The 17,240-nt window shown below is 46.2% G+C and carries 18 protein-coding genes; 9 read left to right on the top strand and 9 right to left on the bottom strand.

Translation table 11 applies throughout. The features are described 5' to 3' along the window. Window positions 1–12 precede the first annotated feature (12 nt). Genes COW15_RS10420 through COW15_RS10410 form a run of 3 tightly spaced genes read right to left on the bottom strand, consistent with a single transcriptional unit; the run spans window position 13 to window position 3,037 of the window. Complete coding sequence (locus tag COW15_RS10420; RefSeq protein ID WP_293632515.1) at window positions 13–1,098, bottom strand: RodZ domain-containing protein; 1,086 nt, start codon at window positions 1,096–1,098, stop codon at window positions 13–15. Beyond that, window positions 1,095–1,883: a type IV pilus biogenesis/stability protein PilW gene (gene pilW / locus COW15_RS10415; protein ID WP_293632514.1), complete on the bottom strand. Its 789-nt coding sequence runs from the start codon at window positions 1,881–1,883 to the stop codon at window positions 1,095–1,097. The genes COW15_RS10420 and pilW overlap by 4 nt, the downstream gene beginning before the upstream one ends. A gap of 32 nt (window positions 1,884–1,915) precedes the next feature. Beyond that, window positions 1,916–3,037 carry a bifunctional tRNA (adenosine(37)-C2)-methyltransferase TrmG/ribosomal RNA large subunit methyltransferase RlmN gene (locus tag COW15_RS10410; protein WP_293632513.1) on the bottom strand — a complete coding sequence of 374 codons (1,122 nt, stop codon included), beginning with the start codon at window positions 3,035–3,037 and terminating at the stop codon, window positions 1,916–1,918. A gap of 144 nt (window positions 3,038–3,181) precedes the next feature. On the opposite strand from COW15_RS10410, the gene COW15_RS10405 reads away from it, so the two are divergent. Together COW15_RS10405 and COW15_RS10400 are read left to right on the top strand one after the other, a co-directional pair. Then, on the top strand, window positions 3,182–4,273 hold the full coding sequence (locus tag COW15_RS10405; RefSeq protein ID WP_293632512.1) for a hemolysin family protein: 1,092 nt from the start codon (window positions 3,182–3,184) through the stop codon (window positions 4,271–4,273). A 144-nt stretch (window positions 4,274–4,417) separates the two neighbouring features. Continuing rightward, window positions 4,418–6,163, top strand: coding sequence for a bifunctional metallophosphatase/5'-nucleotidase (locus COW15_RS10400; RefSeq protein WP_293632511.1), 1,746 nt, complete (start codon window positions 4,418–4,420; stop codon window positions 6,161–6,163). A 71-nt stretch (window positions 6,164–6,234) separates the two neighbouring features. On the opposite strand, the gene COW15_RS10395 is transcribed toward COW15_RS10400, so the two are convergent. Beyond that, window positions 6,235–7,128: a LysR substrate-binding domain-containing protein gene (locus tag COW15_RS10395; RefSeq protein ID WP_293632510.1), complete on the bottom strand. Its 894-nt coding sequence runs from the start codon at window positions 7,126–7,128 to the stop codon at window positions 6,235–6,237. Between the two features lie 187 nt (window positions 7,129–7,315). Between COW15_RS10395 and COW15_RS10390 the strand changes: the two genes are divergently transcribed. Further along, the gene (locus tag COW15_RS10390; protein ID WP_293632509.1) at window positions 7,316–7,759 is read left to right on the top strand and encodes a DoxX family protein; all 444 of its coding nucleotides are present in this window, start codon (window positions 7,316–7,318) and stop codon (window positions 7,757–7,759) included. Between the two features lie 10 nt (window positions 7,760–7,769). Then, a complete protein-coding gene (locus COW15_RS10385) occupies window positions 7,770–8,480 on the top strand; it encodes a pirin family protein (RefSeq protein ID WP_293632508.1) in 711 nt (236 codons plus the stop codon). Window positions 8,481–8,558: 78 nt separating this feature from the next. Here COW15_RS10385 and COW15_RS10380 read toward each other — a convergent pair whose 3' ends face one another. The 5 genes from COW15_RS10380 to COW15_RS10360 all read right to left on the bottom strand — a co-directional run bounded on the left by COW15_RS10380 (window position 8,559) and on the right by COW15_RS10360 (window position 11,193). After that, window positions 8,559–9,083, bottom strand: a complete 525-nt coding sequence (locus COW15_RS10380) for a GNAT family N-acetyltransferase (protein WP_293632507.1) — start codon at window positions 9,081–9,083, stop codon at window positions 8,559–8,561. 165 nt (window positions 9,084–9,248) lie between these two features. Then, complete coding sequence (locus COW15_RS10375; protein WP_293632566.1) at window positions 9,249–9,770, bottom strand: GNAT family N-acetyltransferase; 522 nt, start codon at window positions 9,768–9,770, stop codon at window positions 9,249–9,251. A gap of 180 nt (window positions 9,771–9,950) precedes the next feature. Next, window positions 9,951–10,253 (bottom strand): NrfJ, encoded by a 303-nt coding sequence (locus COW15_RS10370; RefSeq protein ID WP_198780598.1) that lies wholly within the window; start codon window positions 10,251–10,253, stop codon window positions 9,951–9,953. Between the two features lie 126 nt (window positions 10,254–10,379). Continuing rightward, window positions 10,380–10,589, bottom strand: coding sequence for a DUF3820 family protein (locus tag COW15_RS10365; protein ID WP_253990556.1), 210 nt, complete (start codon window positions 10,587–10,589; stop codon window positions 10,380–10,382). Window positions 10,590–10,734: 145 nt separating this feature from the next. Further along, the gene (locus COW15_RS10360; protein WP_293632506.1) at window positions 10,735–11,193 is read right to left on the bottom strand and encodes a GNAT family N-acetyltransferase; all 459 of its coding nucleotides are present in this window, start codon (window positions 11,191–11,193) and stop codon (window positions 10,735–10,737) included. A 529-nt stretch (window positions 11,194–11,722) separates the two neighbouring features. On the opposite strand from COW15_RS10360, the gene COW15_RS10355 reads away from it, so the two are divergent. The 5 genes from COW15_RS10355 to COW15_RS10335 all read left to right on the top strand — a co-directional run bounded on the left by COW15_RS10355 (window position 11,723) and on the right by COW15_RS10335 (window position 17,237). Then, window positions 11,723–12,496 carry an AAA family ATPase gene (locus COW15_RS10355; RefSeq protein ID WP_293632505.1) on the top strand — a complete coding sequence of 258 codons (774 nt, stop codon included), beginning with the start codon at window positions 11,723–11,725 and terminating at the stop codon, window positions 12,494–12,496. Further along, on the top strand, window positions 12,456–12,908 hold the full coding sequence (locus COW15_RS10350; RefSeq protein WP_293632504.1) for a CopG family transcriptional regulator: 453 nt from the start codon (window positions 12,456–12,458) through the stop codon (window positions 12,906–12,908). The genes COW15_RS10355 and COW15_RS10350 overlap by 41 nt, the downstream gene beginning before the upstream one ends. Before the next feature lie 246 nt (window positions 12,909–13,154). Next, the gene (locus COW15_RS10345; RefSeq protein ID WP_293632565.1) at window positions 13,155–14,552 is read left to right on the top strand and encodes an extracellular solute-binding protein; all 1,398 of its coding nucleotides are present in this window, start codon (window positions 13,155–13,157) and stop codon (window positions 14,550–14,552) included. Continuing rightward, window positions 14,549–16,285: a GGDEF domain-containing protein gene (locus tag COW15_RS10340; RefSeq protein WP_293632503.1), complete on the top strand. Its 1,737-nt coding sequence runs from the start codon at window positions 14,549–14,551 to the stop codon at window positions 16,283–16,285. Before COW15_RS10345 ends, COW15_RS10340 begins: the two co-directional genes overlap by 4 nt. 127 nt (window positions 16,286–16,412) lie before the next feature. After that, on the top strand, window positions 16,413–17,237 hold the full coding sequence (locus COW15_RS10335; protein WP_293632502.1) for a M90 family metallopeptidase: 825 nt from the start codon (window positions 16,413–16,415) through the stop codon (window positions 17,235–17,237). Window positions 17,238–17,240 lie beyond the last annotated feature (3 nt).

The following is a 17,240-nucleotide window of genomic DNA, read 5'->3' as shown; positions in this document are numbered from 1 at the left end:
CCTAACACTTCACTAAATTTTAGGTAGGGTCAAACGTGCAACACGGCCTTTGGGGAAATCCGCTAAGCTAACCATTTGACCATCTAAACTTAAGGTCGCCACATGGGGCGCACCTAAAATAATTTTAAACGGTGGCACACCGCTCACTTGCACTGTAGCGCCAGCACCTTTAACACCGTCGACTAAGGCTTGGCCTTTAGCATCGACAATGTTGATCCAGCAATCACCCGTCAACTGAACATCAATAATCGATTGACCAGCAATAGCGCCCTGAGTGTTTACGGAGGTGGCGGGTGATGTTGAGGCGGGTGAAGGTGTTGCTGTTGCGACAGACTGTTGAACTACTGGCTGCGGAATCTGAGCTACGGGTGCGGTCGTTTGCGGCGCTGTGGCGGTAGCTGAGCCACCATCTTCATTGCTGGTATCAACCGTTTGAGAATAATGATCGTCCGTAGGTCCTGTGCTGATATCGGCAGAGCGGGCATCGACAGTGCTCATATCGGTATCTTTTATCGGACCATCGATTGACATAGAGCCGTTAGCGGCTATTTCAGTCAATTGTTGACTCGCATCGGTTTCGGTCAGCAACACATCACCAGGTAGGGTTTGATTGGCGGCGGCCACTTCTTCTGCGGTCGGTTGAGATACGTCGACATGGGTTAACAAGGTCGATTTTTGCATCCACCACACCACGAGCAATCCGAGTAACACGATAACAATAAAAAAGCTCAGCCACTTTAATTTAGTGTCACGAGCTTGATAGGTTGTCTTGCGTGAAAAACTCTGCATGGCAGGCTCAGTCACAGTGGGCACCTGCCTTGCTAGGCAGGCCTCGATGAGCTGGGTATCGGCGCCAACCATTCGCGCATAGTTTTTGACATAGCCACGGACATAAGTGGAAGAAGCAATATTGATGAAGTTGTTTGCTTCAATGTCTTCCACGATACGGGGACGCAGATGCAGTTTCACCGCCGCGTCTGCGATGCTAAGCCCCATTTTTTCACGGGCGGATTTTAATACACTTCCAAGCGTTACATCAGGCGCCGTCGACTCGATTTCACTAGGTTCAACAGGCGCATTTATTTCTTGATCTTTCATTGATGCAAATTAACTCTGTATTGCTTGGCCTGAGGTGATGCTGGAAATTTGGCAAGCAATAAAATACCAAATTTCTTAACAGCAGCATCATCATTCATTGCCTGCTCTATTTTTATTCCGAGCGCTAAACTCTCTGGAGTCTGGGCCGCCACTTGGTGATATTGCGCTAATTGGTTACGCGCCTTGATAAAATCACCCTGTTCAACTTCAAGCTCGGCCAACTCCAGCAATGACACCGAGCGTCTCGGGTCATACTTTAACGCCATCTGAAAATACTGTCGTGCCTTTTCTGCTTGTCCCGATTGCCGACTACAAAGACCTAAGTTCTCATAACTCGACGCGGTTCGCGTATATTTGGGCATTTCTATTGCGGCCAAAAACATTTTTTCAGCTTTGTCGTATTGCTTTTGTTGACACAAAAACACCCCAAAATTATTCATGGAATCACCGGAGACATCCTTAGTACTGATCGCGTCTTGATAAGACTGTTCTGTGCGAACAAGATCGCCTACGGTTTGGTAGTAATAGGCCATCGCGATATGGACATCTTCCAGCTCTGGCGCATATTCTATTGCTTTATCAAGATTATATTTAGCCTGTTCCGAGTTACCTCGATTCAAATAGGTTAAACCGAGTTGCATACGCTCCCGGGCAGCGGCGACCCTATCTAATTTCCGTTCCGAAACTGGAATATCTGTTCCCGTATAGGTACGCTCAGTCACACACCCAGTCATTAACAATGACAGCGCAAGTGCTAATGAAAACCCTGACAATCCATGCTTCATGGGCAAGCCTATAAATCTGTGCAAACAAAGAGTTAATTCATTGTGACTGAAATCTGATTTTCTTGCATGCGTTTTTTTGCCAAACGCTTAGTTCTGTCGCGAATATCACCCGCTAACTGGCCACAGGCAGCATCGATATCATCACCGCGGGTCTTACGCACTATCACGGTTAAACCGTATTCCATCAGTACCTTTGAAAAACGATCGATTCGTGAATTTGATGAGCGGCCGTAGGGGGAACCTGGATACGGATTAAATGGAATAAGGTTAACCTTACAAGGGGTATCCTGCATTAATTTCGCAAGTTCGTGGGCTTGCTCAGTACTGTCGTTGATATGATCGAGCATCACATATTCAACGGTCACGCGGCCACGGTTAGCATTCGATTTAGCAATATAGCGACGGATCCCCGCAAGAAACTCCTGCAACGGATATTTTTTATTCACAGGCACAAGGATGTCACGTAGCTCATCGTTAGGAGCGTGAATACTCACGGCAAGAGCCACATCTAAGGCGTCGCCGAGTTTATCAAGCGCAGGCACAACCCCCGAAGTAGATAGAGTCACGCGGCGTTTTGATAAACTAAAACCAAAATCATCGAGCATGATATCCATCGCAGGGATGACGTTGGCTAAGTTGAGCAGAGGCTCGCCCATGCCCATCATGACTACGTTTGTAATAGGCCGATCGCCAGTGTCCTTTGCAAAACCTAAAAAGTGCGACACGCGCCAGATTTGGCCAACGATCTCAGACACGGTCAAGTTACGGTTAAAACCCTGCTGGGCAGTGGAGCAGAAAGTGCATTCAAGGGCGCAGCCTACCTGTGATGACACACATAAAGTGGCGCGGTCATCTTCGGGAATGTAGACAGTTTCGACTTCTTGGCCTTCACCGACATGAATGGCGAACTTAATAGTGCCATCGGTGGATTTTTGGAAACTGGAAATTTCAGGAGCGACGATCTCGCAGCGCGCCGCCAGTTTTTGGCGTAGCACTTTATTGATGTTGGTCATTTCTTCGAAGTCACTGACGCCGAAATGATAGATCCATTTCATGAGCTGATCGGCACGGAAAGGTTTCTCTCCGAGATCGGCAAACAAGGCACGCATCGCCTTACGATCAAGGTCTAATAAATTGATCTTCTTTTCACTCATACCACTCACCTCAACACCAAAACCTGCAACAGGGCGGCGAATTATACAGACGCAAAAATTTTTTAGCCAGCAACACGACTCGACTATGATAGAATCTCGCTGGGCTAACGTTGGCCTAAAATACGGAGTTGTAATACCACCTATATGTTAACCCTCATCATTATAGTGCTTGTCGCTGTCGCGGTTTCTTTTCTGTGCAGTGTATTCGAAGCTGTTTTGCTCTCGGTTACCCCTAGTTATATCGCCTCGCTCGACCAAACTGACAGTGCTGCGGCCGCAAGATTACGTAAACTCAAAGATAACGTCGAAGCACCATTAGTGTCGATTCTCACCTTAAATACTATTGCCCATACTGTAGGTGCCGCCGTTGCGGGTGCCCAAGCGGCGAAAGTATTTGGGGATGACATGCTGGGCGTTTTCTCTGGGGTATTGACCTTTATTATTTTGTTCTTCTCGGAGATTATTCCTAAATCTGTGGGAGCTAACCATTGGCGTCGCCTTGCACCGAGTGTTTCAATTGCGATTACTTGGATGAAGCGAGTCACTCAGCCCTTGATTTGGCTGTCACATAAGGTCACTCACTTTTTAGGGAAAGGCGAAGAAGGCCAATATATTCGTCAAGAAATGAGTGCCATGGCGAAAATCGGCCATGAGTCGGGCGAACTCGATGAGCAAGAGTCTAAGATTTTGACGCAAATGCTCAAGGTGCGCGATATGCCCGTCACCGCCATCATGACGCCGCGCACAGTGATGTTCTCGCTACCTGTGGATTTAACGCAAAATGAGTTCGTGCGCCAATATCGTGATAAGCCCTTTACCCGTATTCCAGTGTACGATCAGGATCATGACGATATTATCGGTTATATCACCCGAACCGATGTATTACTGGCCGAGCGCTACACGCCGGATAGTCCAATAGGCGAATTGAAACGCAGTTTATTTGTCGTGCCTGAGACCGCAAAAATTTTGCCATTATTTGAGCGTATGATTAAACGTAACACTCAAATTGCTATGGTGGTCGACGAGTACGGCAGTAGCCAAGGTATTGTGACCCAAGAAGATATTATCGAATCCATGTTGGGATTAGAGATTGTCGATTTAAACGACCCCGCGACCGACATGCAGCAATTGGCCCGTAAACTCTGGACCAAACGCATGAAACAAAAGGGAATTCGCCTCTCCGATGACGGCGACTTTGAAGCCGCAGCCGATGATGACGAAGCCAAATCCGGCTGAAGGCTAAGCAAGTTTAGTACTTGTTAATATAAAGGGAGCCTAGCTCCCTTTATTCTTTTAGAATGCAAATGACTCAGAACCGTCTGAGCCTCGCATTTTGAGGTCGCTTGGGTATATACTCACCCGCCGTAATAGAGGTAAGTTATGATACAGAGCTACAAACTCTCACTCGCGCATATCAACGATACACATTCAAACTTTGAACCGAGCCGCGTGCAATTTAGCCTTAATATAGGCCAGCATCAGTTTGATGTGACTAGCCATAGCGGTGGTTATGCCCGTATCGGCCACCACATCACTCAGGCACGTCAAGCCGCAGCACAAATCGATACCCCTTTTATTTTCCTGCACGGCGGCGACAGTTTCCAAGGCACACTCTATTTTAGCCATTTTAAAGGTAAAGCTAACGCCCATCTGCTAAATTTGCTCGCCCCCGATGCCATGGTCATAGGCAACCACGATATTGATGAAGGCAATGCTCGCCTCGCCGACTTTGCCAGACAAATCGATTTTCCTTTATTGGCGGGCAATATGGATTTAAGCCAAGAGGATGTGAATAAACTCGGCTGTCTGCGTACAGTTCCCAATATTTTGGCCTTTGATGAGAAGTCACAATTAGCGACTTATCTCCTCAAACCCTTCTACGATACAAAGATAGCGATAATAGGCATTACGCTAGATCAGATGAAGGAGATTGCCCGCCCCGATCCCGATACTCATTTTGTCGATGCCATCAGTACAACGGCGCGAACCGTGGCACATCTGCATGCCGAGGGGATTAAGCACATCATAGTGCTCAGCCACTTAGGTTTAGATCAGGATAAACGCCTTGCGGCCGAAGTCGATGGCATTAGCCTGATTGTCGGTGGGCACACCCATACCCTACAGGGGGATTTTCGCGCCCTAGGTTTGAGCAACCTGCCCTATGGTGAAGTCATCAACGGTACACCAATAGTCCATGCGGGGAAATATGCCGAAGTCGTTGGCTTAGCCGAGATAGAGTTTGATGCCGACGGAAAAATGCTAACGCTAAATGGCGGCAATTATTTCATGCTCGATCAGCAGTTTATCTTAAGTGCCAACACAGCCGTCGATGACCAAGATTATCAAGCTGTGCGTCAACAGCTCCGCCAACATCCGAATATTTTTTGGGATGATGCCGATGCCGATATCACAGGTGTTATTCGAGACATTTACAAACCCGCCATCGCAGAAATGGAAAACAAAGTGCTGGCTCTGGTGCCGAAAAATTTAGTCCATACACGCCTGCCGTCCAAGGCTTTGCCCCACGGCAGTGAAATTGCGCCATGGGTGAGCCGCAGCATGTTTCAAGAAGCTAAACTGGTCGATCCTCGGGTTCACTTTGCTCTGCATAATGCGGGCGGTGTACGCCAGTCGGTTGCCCAAGGCCAGTTGACGCTGGCGGATGTGATGGGGCAATTACTGCCCTTCGAATTACCGCTGGTTAAATATGAAATCCAAGGCCAATTCCTCTACCAAGCACTGGAATCGGCGATTAACGCCGCCACTAACAATAGTGTACGAGGCACGGGGGCTGGCAGTTTCCCCTACACCTACGGTTTACGCTATTACTACGATGGCAGGCGTCCCCTAGGTGAACGTCTTTTTAAATTAGAAATGATGCAACAAGATGGGCCGTCACTTTGGTATCCCGTCGAGCCCGAGTCTTTATACATTGGTGTTTCAACCTCTTATACCGCCGCAGGCAAAGAAGGTTATCACCCGCTATTACAGGCACGTTGGCAGGAGTCGATAGAGTCACTCACCCTTCCACAGGCATTTATCCGCTTCTTAAATCGGGCCCCTAACCTTGCGGATTTTTTGTCCCCCCATGTACATTACACCAGCCATTTAAAGCGTTCCGGCTAAAATAGTTCCGGCAAAAAATAGTTGAGCAAGCCCTGATATTCAGGGCGTTGTTTAGTGTTATAAGAAAATAGCTAAAATAGCCAATCACAGTGGGGTAAACGCTCGGCAAACCAGGTCAGCGCCTTACCTTGGCTTCCCTTGCGCCAGGCTAAAAATACCGCCTGGGCGGGCCTAGGGATTTCTACCTCACAGGCAACTAATGCCCCCGATGCCAACGCATCTAAGATCAAGTGTTTTGGAATATAGCCAACACCTAAACCTAACTGCTGCGCTTTAATCTTGGTCTGCATATTGGGTACCCGAATGACCTGACGACTATCAAATAATCCGCTCGAGCGTTGCGCTAAAGCTGTCGAACTGTCCGCCACCACAATGGATGGAAACTGCAATAGTGCCTCGGTTGGGATGGGCTGCCCATATTGCGCCAGTGGATGGGATGGATTTAGTGCAAATACAAACTCCAACTGACCAATTTCCACTAAATGGTATTGTCCCTTGGGTAATTCTCCCGTCACCCCAATGGCAATGTCGGCCCGACCCGAATAGAGCGCGTCCCAGCCGCCACCTAATGATTCTTCGCTGAGGTTGATGGTGACTTGCTTACCTAACTCGGTAAATTCACCGACCAGTTGTAACAGGGGCAGATCCGGTATGACGGTATCGATAGCTAAGGTTAACGAGGACTCCCAGCCAGTTTCAAGCTGGCGCACCGCTTCTTCAAGTCTCGATGTTGCGGCAAGGATCTCCCGCCCTTGGCGCAAGACCAACTGACCGACTAGAGTCAACTCCGCCCTTTGCCCCTTACGTTCAAATAATTTTACCCCCAAATCGCTTTCGAGTTTCTGCACTGTATAGGTCAGCGCCGATGGCACCCGAAATAACGATTCGGCCGCAGCCGAAAAACTACCTTTCTTATCAATAGCATCAAGCACAATTAAACCATCTAAACTCATTATAGGTAACATAGAAAACTCATATTCAAATTATTTGAAACAGATATTGAAAATGTTCCGATTTTCTTTATCAAAGGTCAAGTCTACACTGCTTAGCAATGGAGCAGCTCTCCTGAAATTGCAAAGAAAACTGGATTAAACAACTTAGTTAAGATACGCATTAAACATTCGTTAAATAATTTGAAATAAGGAATATCCCATGAAAGCACTTATCACTAAAACACTGACGTCGGCTCCAAGCTTGGCCCCGCTGGCACTGCGCATTCCTATCGGCATCATCTTGTTTGCCCATGGTTCACAAAAACTGTTTGGCTGGTTTGGTGGTTACGGCTTAGAAGGCACAGGACAATGGATGGCATCCATTGGGCTAACGCCTGGTTACTTAATGGCACTGATGGCGGGTTCAAGCGAATTCTTCGGCGGCCTATTCCTGTTGCTGGGCCTGCTGACCCGCCCAACCGCCCTAGTGTTATCCTTCACTATGCTAGTGGCAATTTTCTCGGTCCATATAGGTAATGGCTTGTTCCTTACCAATAATGGCTATGAATTTGGGCTAGCTCTGTTAGCGGCAACGGTATCACTAACGTTTTCTGGCGCCGGCAAATTTGCACTAGATAACCTATTCGCTAGCCGTATCAAATAAGGAGAAGAAGATGATCACAATCAGAAAAGCGCAGGACCGTGGTCAAGCTGACTTAGGCTGGCTAAAGAGTCAACATAGCTTCTCTTTTGCTAGCTACTATGATCCTGAGCATATGGGGATCTCATCCCTTAGAGTTATCAATGATGACAGAGTTGCACCGGGTGCGGGTTTCGATACCCATGGGCATAAAGACATGGAGATCATCAGTTACGTGATCTCTGGCACTATCGCCCACAAAGATAGTTTCGGAAATATCAAAACCTTACCCGCAGGTGAGTTTCAGTTGATGTCGGCGGGTAAAGGTATTTACCACAGCGAGTTTAATGCCTCAAACACTGAGCCGCTGCATTTTTTACAGATTTGGATCCGTCCAGATACCTTAGGCATTGATGCGGGTTATCAGCAAAAGGCATTCGAGCAGAGTTCACCACTGACGGCTGTGGTGACCCCAAATGGTGAAAATGGCACACTCAAAGTGCAACAAGATGCGATTCTATATCGCTTAGTGCTGGGCGAAGGCAAGAAAGTGACGCTGGACAGAACCACCGCTCAAGCGAGTCGTCATCTGTATGTGCAATTGATTGAAGGTACGCTGGATATCAATGGCACTCCACTCACGGCTGGGGACGGCGCGCATTTGACTCAAGTGGCGAGTGTCGACTTCACTGCCACCCGTGGCCAAGTCACTGCATTAGTATTCGACTTGTCGGCTAACGCTTGATCAGTGTGAACAGCTTAACGCGCAATGCAATACCGCCAGCTCGTTTAACTGACGAGAGCGGTATTGCAGTAAACAGCATTAGAGCGCGAGTGTCATGCTGAAGTTAACTAACACTTGGGGCTGACCCTGCGCTTTATCCGCGGCATTCAAAAAGCGCTTATGCTCATTGCGGCGAATACTGTGAAATCCCTGTTTTTCAAAAAAAGGCCGGGCGAGATAAGATGCCTCAACCGTTAATCGTTTCAGCGCGAGTAATTTAACCTGTTCAAATAACGCAAAATACAAAGAGGTCGCCACACCAGAACGCGCATATTCAGGATGAACAAACAAACATTCCACTTCGGCAGCAGCTTCAATCTCACTGTCGGAGCCGACCTTCAGATTAATAAACCCCACCAGCATATTATCTGCTTCGGCGACCCAAATAGTGGTTCCCTTTAAACGTTCGAGCCAATATGTCTCACTGCGGATCTCCCCCTCGATATAAGCCCATGCAGAACGCTCGGCAAATGAGTAAAATTCGCCGGAGCCTTGCATCACACTCGCCTCGAAGATTGTCGCCAGTTGTGAGACATCCGATGGCGTAAATAATCGAATCTTCACTTTCAGCCCCTATCTTGAGTGGTTAACCACTTTAGATTAACCGCATTCTAATTTAAGTTAAATAGCGATGATTTAAGTTAAATTATGCTATTCAACGGCGTTAGGCTAATGGTTTACAGAAAAGACCTTACATCAGTTTTTAGGTGGGACCATAGTCAACAAATGTTAAATATTCTTTTCCATATTCTTTTCCATATAGAAGCCTGGGATCATTTGCCCCAGTTTCTGCTGATAACTGCGCTGTATTTGAATAAATCCCATACGGGTAAACAATCCTTTAGAGAGATAGGATGCGTCTAAACTCAAGCGCATGAATCCCTTGGCCTTAGCCCAAGCTTCTAAGACAAGATAAGCACGTTCACCTAACCCCTGGCCTTGATAATCTGGGTGGATATATAAGCTATCTAAGTAACCTTGACGGGCAAAATGAGTCTCGACATTGATAAAACCGCAGCAGATTGAAGCAGATGTCACTTCATCTTTGGCTAATACTACCCACGCCTTGGAGCGGCTTAAGCGTAAATTCCAATGTTTAGCCGATCTTGGCGCCGCAGACCATGCCGCAAGTTGTGCCTGTGAGTAACGAGTATGGCTGATACTACGCACACAAAGATGAAATAACGCACTCACCTCACGGGCATAGCATGACTGATAAGGCTGGATATCGAACTGTGCAAACGCCGCCACTAGAGTGTTCTCTGTTAAGTTATCATCGATAGCAATAACGCTATTTTGCCGCCTTTCGCCCCATTGATAAATGGTAACGCATTGCACGCTAGATACAAAAACGGCCTCGAGGGTATCGAAGCCGTTAATCTTGAAGGCGCACAGCGTAGTGCACTCGATATTACTGATTATTTCTTTCGATTATTTCTTTTCGATTTGGCCGACAAAAAGCAACTTATCAAAGGTGCGATTTAAGGTCTTGCTGGTGAACTCATTCATCCACATTTGTTCAACCACAGCCACTTTGTCGCCCTTGCTCACTTCAGTTTGCGGACCTGCAGCCCAAAATGTAGTGTCTGCTTCTTTAATCTGTACATAGGTGTAACCACCACCATTCATAGTATCAACAACAGTACCTTCATGAGTCACGCCCTGCGCCCAAGCACTTGATATGCCTAAGGCTAAGGTTGCTACTGCTGCTAATTTTACCCATTTTGCCATCATGCCTGCGTTCCTTTTGTTTTGCTAATATGCTCCATTAAAGCATGCTAAAAGTAATAAATCGCTAATCTCTATCACGAAATACAACACCTATCGCAAAAGTGTGATTTTTCTTCACGCTACGGGAACTCATTTCAACAGGGGTTTCAACATTCCCTCTAAGCCATTGAGCTTGATTTCATATATTAGGGCTAGCTGCTCGCCCAACTTTCCCTGTGGGAAACCCTGCTTATGGAACCAGACTAGATAAGGCTCTGGTAATTCAAGTAATTTTCGTCCGGTATATTTACCGAAGGGCATAATTTGATTAACAGCATCGATAAGCTGTTGCTGATCCATCTCGATATCCTTGGGGAATGGCCAATATTTTGCTAAAGCATGCTACAGCAGAAGGGGAATATACCCAAGCGACCTGAAGATACGAGTTTCAGAGCGCCTAGGGTGCATCAATTCAAGGCATCAATGAACTGAGTGTCGGCCACATTTAAGAATAAACTTTCAACAAATTCGGCCCCAGATTGGCACAATGAGAATGAACAAAACCATGCTCAGTACACAGACGTTCATCTTCACCATAGGCATTAATACTGACGCAAGTGCCAGTATTAACATGTTCATCAACAAAGGCCATAACACGCTCTAAAATGATCTTGGCCAGTCCATAATGTTGGTATTCGGGTAGCACAATAAAATCTTCAATCGCTAAATGCCTTGGCCTGTCGCCATAAACACAGGCTGTCGCCACAACATTCACACGCTCATTTTCAGTCTTATCTTTAAGCCTCACCGTCACCCAATAAAGAGCTTGAGTCTGCCGCTGATCCGCTTGCTCAACCCCTATGGCAGGGTGCCCTGCAGCTCCACGTAAATTGAGCAACTCATGGAACAATGGGGCTGTTTCAACTAATTCAAATTCAATTGACATAATAGTTTTGATATCCATTTTTGCATCCCTTCACTAATGGTAAAAAAATCAAGGTGATTAGACGGCATATTATAGAAATCATAGCGGTATTATTTGGCAATTTGATGACAAGCCCCAAAGTGACAAGACAACTTTCGACTGAAAAATTTAGTATCCCATCAAAAATTAATAATTTTTTGAAATATAAAAATACATTTACAGCAATAAAAGGAATAAGTGAAGAGCGAGCACAGGCAGAGTAGGCACAGCCGTAAGTCTCCAGTAGGATTAACACCTAACAGAAAAAACATTAAAAACTATAAAATCAAAAACTTAAAAAGATTCGTATACCATTCCTCAACAAATGAACAAACAGTCAAATAAACGGCATATGACAGCATAATGACAAATTGAACTCCCGTGACATTTTATAAAAAACCGTCAAAAATCAGCCAATTGACCATCATTAACATAGGGTTTACATTCATTTCAGAGAGCAAGGTACGGTAACGACTTAAAACCTATTAACGACCTGCCAAGTGTCATCCCAAGTATTGAGGAATACGTCATGATAGTGTTAATCGGCGGCGAAAAAGGCGGCAGCGGTAAGAGTTGCCTCGCGCAAAACATTGCAGTATTTCTAACCACTGAATGTGGGGCTTCTGTCATTATGGTGGATTGCGATCCCCAGCGAACCACATCCGACTGGATCCATGCAAGGAACAACAACCCTAAGCTTGCGACCATTAACTGCGTGCAACTGTATGGCAAAATTCGTAATGATCTCCTCAGCCTAGAACAACACTATGACTTTGTCTTAGTCGACTGTGGTGGCCAAGATAACCTCGCACTGCGAGCCACTATGTCGGTGGCATCCCACATTTTGATGCCGCTTAGACCAAAACGTCGAGATTTGAAAACCGTCAGCCATATGGATGACATCGTCGCCACCTGTAGGATGATTAACCCTAAATTACGTGCATCATTTGTGATCACTCAATGCCCCAATTTGCCAAATCAAGCAAACCGAATATTAGAGGCCAAAGAAGTCTGCAAAACCTACGATATCAATGTGCTCGATGCTATTACCTACAGCCGTAATATCTACGATGACAGTGAAGAGTCGGGATTATCCGTGGTAGAAATCGAACCCAAGGGCAAAGCTGCCACAGAGATCCGCGCCATTGCCTGTGAGCTCTTTCAAGTCGGCTGCGCAGCTTCCTTAATTGCACTACTGCGCCCAAGTACACCAATCCAGGCTTACAGCACTCAAGTGGATCAACATCATCTGGGAGGACAATATGGGACTCAGCGATCTCAAGAAAAACGCTATGCCATCTAGGGGATCTGCACTCCCACTCTCTTTGGATGAATTTATCGATGCTGCAACACGCTATGCCATGGGCGAAAATCTCAGTTCGGAGGTGTTGCCGTTAAAGAGCTGCGCAGATGTCGTCAATGAAGCACAACTTAAGGTCACGTTGGACTCATCCAACGTGGTGAGTTTACATCGACAAGCTATACCATCGGCGCAATTGCAGCCAGAAACGGCAGCAGATCAAAGCCCACATGAACGTCCACACTATCGCAAGGCAACATTTTCCTTGAGTGAAACGGCAATTACACACTTAGCCAAACTGTCTGAAGAAAGTGAAATATCAAAGTCCAAGTTAATTCGATTTTTAATTGAGCAACATTATGCTTTGCCAAACGCCCTAAGGCAGATGCGCGAGCAGCAGATTAAAAAATCTTAGTACCGCGCAATCTCCCACCCTTTTCCGGTGACCTAGCATGTTTAGGTTTGCCGGTTTTTTTTGCTTAAAAAACTCCCTAAAAAATTAAGTGATAATTGTTTATCAAGCCTATCCTTAATATACAAGCAAATGAATTAGTGCTATTTATTGGCATGTTAATACTTAATCTCGAAGGTGGGATTGGAGGTGGGATTTTTGTTAAAAAGCATTCATATCCTGTTAATTGGGTTTGGATTAACGCTAGCGATGCCCACTCGGGCAGAATTTTCATTAGCACAAATCCCGCCCCTTAGTAACCAAACCCCTATCACCTTAGTGGCCGAAAAAGGATTTTGGACGGATTACCTCACCCAGGAAATGCTCCCTAAATTTACCGAAAAAACGGGGGTGAAAGTCAAGGTGGTCAGCACAGATCTTGGTACTATGTTTGACCTGCAAACCCAAGCATTACAGCTTGGTGAAGGTCGATACGATCTGCTCAGCATGGAGGCTGGGTGGGCAAAAGAGTGGGCGGCCAATGGCTATACAGCTCCCCTCGTTGAACTCGCCAAACTCTATGATCCCGATGGGGAGAAGGCAATGGAAAGCTACCTTGAACCCTATTACCCTTCCCTGCTTAATATCCTGTCTTACCACGGAGAAATCCACGCGATTCCCTACAATAACTATGTAATGGGGAGTCATTACCGCGCCGATCTGTTTGAAAATAAAACGGAACAAATCAACTTTCAACAGCGTTTTGGCTATCAACTCGCCCCCGCCAAAAATCTTGGAGAGCTGCAGGATCAAGCGGTGTTCTTTACTCGAAAAGCAGGCACGCAGCTTGCCGATAAAGTATTAGCGCAGGACTTTTATGGCTTAGCGCTGATGTCGGGGAATAAACCCCACATTAATGATGAATTTTCGAGCATTATCTGGAGCTTAGGTGGCGCCTGGATGTGGCCTAAATACAATCAACAAAAACAACTGACCCATTTTGAAATCCCCACAATTAACCATGAAGCGATAAAAGCCACCGACATTTACCGCCAGCTGATGCCCTATGCACTACCCGCCGATGATCAGTTTGCCTTCAACGAGGCCGCGAACGCCTTAGCCACTGGCAGAGTCGCCATATGGCCGTTTGCCTATAATAATCTTTGGTCGGCCTCGTTTCAGGTTGAGAAAAATATTCCCGGTGCTCGCCTTGGGGTCGCGCAGGTCCCGGGTGGCCACCCATACAATGGCGCCTATGCCTTTGCCGTCAGTTACGATAGTAAAAACCCTCAAGCAGCTTATTGGTTACTAAAATACATGGGAACCTTTGAGGCACAACGTGCCTATGCGCTTGGCGGTGGTAACCCCTGCCGAATGGACGTAGTCACAGCACCGGAATTTAAGCAGGACTCCTTAAGGGAAGTGGCAGGGGCCTTTGAAGTGAGCCATGCAGCTAACTTATTTTGGTCAACTAAGGTATTAGAACTCGGACACTTTACGTCAACAGCTATGGGGCAAATCTATCCAGAGCTGAGCCATGCTTGCTACGCCGCTAGCCATAAACAAACCGACAGTACCAATATTTTCATCGAATTAAGTGCTAGGATTAAAAATCTACAGAACACCTATGGGGAAGTGCCGGCAATTGACAAGAATAATGCCAAATGAATGCTAAACGATTGACGAGTCTCAAGCACAAGATCACCCTTGCCTTCTACATTATCCTCGGCATGGCGCTCTTTAATGGCATCATCGCCATACTCTTGTCACAACAATTGAGATCGGAAATAGAACATTTGGTCAGTAAAGACGTAGTGAAAGTGACCACTGCACTGCAACTAGCTAAAAACAGTGAAAAACTACAAATTATCACCACTCGGCTCAATCACTATGATACGGAGCAACAGCGACTCGCGCTGCTTAGCGAATTGACTACCCAGTGGGAACTGCTGATCCATGATTCGCGCACATTGACCAATCTTGAAACTTCCAACAAAGTGCAACATGCACTCAATCGCACTATCGATACCCAGCTGTATTCCCTACAACAGCTATCGTTACTAAATGATTTGACCGATAGTGCGCTGCAAGCCAAATTGCAGGCCGAGAATATTCAAGCCAATTTGACCGGCATGGCATCGGCCTTTGCCGATGAAATGCAAATTCAACTACAGCAAATCAATAGCCATTACGCTCCGCTGATCGCACAAAAAAAACTCGATGCCATTTCGATTAATATTCAAGAAAATCAAAAACTCTCAACATACCTGCAATGGGGAGAACACCTTTTTGTTCTGCTTTCACAAGTTAAAAATGTCAGCAGTATCACAGAGTTAAATCAACTCCAGCGAGATGCCATGCGCCTACTTATCAAGATGGAAGAGATCGCTATCTCGTTCGCTCAAAACCAGACTATCTACCTCGATTGGTTATCGCAAATTAAGCAAAATATGGTGGGAGATGACAATCTCTTCCAATTGTCTCGCAATGCATTAAAGAGCACTCAAATCGCTAATGCCCATCTCTCCTATCAAGCCGATGCGGCTCAAGTTGTGGCCACCTTTACCCAAGATCTTGTCAATCAAGTCGAAGGCGAAATTCAATTGGCGGGGGGTGAACTTAAAAACGACAGTATCGCATTTGTGGTACTGATCTTTTTTAGCGGGGCCTTATATTGCTTTTTTATCTGGCTTACTAGCTGGCATTTCATTGCCAAAGGCATCATCAAACCCGTCATCGCAACCCGTGACGCCATGAATGCTATCGCGAACGAAAAACTCGATACTCAAATGCCAGTAACGGATAACCTTGAACTTCAGCAAATGGTGTGTTCACTTGAAACGCTGAAAACCTATGCCGCACAAGTCAAAGCCATGTCTGAGACCGATGGTTTAACGGGTTGTTATAACCGCCGCTATTTAGATGCCCAAATTCAAAGGGAACTCATTTATGCGCAAGAACATCGTATGCCACTCGGAATTGTGATGTTTGATATTGATAACTTTAAGCAATTTAATGATAGATACGGCCATGTACTAGGTGATCAGTGTCTAAAACAAATCGTCAATGCCGCTAAATCCATACTGCAACGCCCCACGGATATACTCGCCCGTTATGGGGGAGAAGAATTTATGCTTTTATTACCCTCAAGCCACCTCGAAGATGCCTACAAAATTGCGGAACGCTTGCGGGAGAAAATCATCTCACTTGAAATCCCCCACGAAGATTCTCCCCACTCAGGCATAGTCACTATCAGTGCCGGTATTACCTGTTGGCAAGAGCCGCAGTTACTCGATGCCAACGCTCTGATAAACCAAGCAGATGAAGCTCTCTATCATGCCAAATTAACCGGGCGCAACCGTACTGAAACACTACTGAATATACCCGCTCGCTATTCGTGATCGTTAAGCCAACATTTCTACCCAGATCAACAGGGTAAATGGCTTTCTTTTTAGCCCAAGGATTGACTTCCCTCCGATCTATCCCCATTAGCTAATATATCGAACACACATAGCACGAAGGAGCCCTATGCTCGCTATCTTACTCACATTGATCCTAGGCATTGGCGCTATCGCTTGGTTAAGTTCGAGTCGTTGGCGTAAAACCTTACATCGACGCCACATCAGGGCAAAACCTTTCCCCAAAGCGTGGCGCTCTATTCTTAAACAGAGGCTACCCTATTTTCATGCATTACCTACGGATCTTCAGCTCCAACTCAAACGGCATATTCAAGTCTTCATCGATGAAAAAGACTTCGTTGGATGCAATGGTTTAGCTATTACCGATGAAATTCGAGTCACTATTGCCGCCCAAGCCTGCCTACTATTATTGAATAGAAAGACAGATTTCTACCCTAAACTGAGGCAAATATTGGTCTACCCGGACGCTTTTATTGTGAACAATCAAAGCCAAGATGCCTCGGGTGTTGTGTGGGAGCGCCGCAATGTGCTCGCAGGAGAGTCATGGGAACAGGGAAAAGTCATTCTCTCATGGAAGAACACCTTAGAAGGCGCTGCCGACCCCCACGATGGTAACAATGTGGTGATCCACGAATTTGCCCACCAATTAGATCAAGAGAATGGACATGCCAATGGTGCGCCCATTCTGCAGCACTTAGAGGATTATCGCACTTGGTCAAGCGTGCTTAGCCGCGCCTTTGCCGAGTTGGAAGTAGCGTCATCATTCGGACACCCTTCACTCTTTAGTTACTACGGTGCTACCAACCCAGCTGAGTTTTTTGCGGTCGTAACCGAAGTTTTTTTTGAAAAACCTGAGGCACTATACCAGCAGCATCCCGAACTTTATCGAGAATTAAGCCAATTTTATCAACTCGATCCGATAAACTGGCACTAAACA

Source organism: Shewanella sp. CG12_big_fil_rev_8_21_14_0_65_47_15, from assembly GCF_002783505.1.
Lineage (GTDB): Bacteria > Pseudomonadota > Gammaproteobacteria > Enterobacterales > Shewanellaceae > Shewanella.
This window is presented reverse-complemented; position numbering and strand designations above follow the sequence as displayed.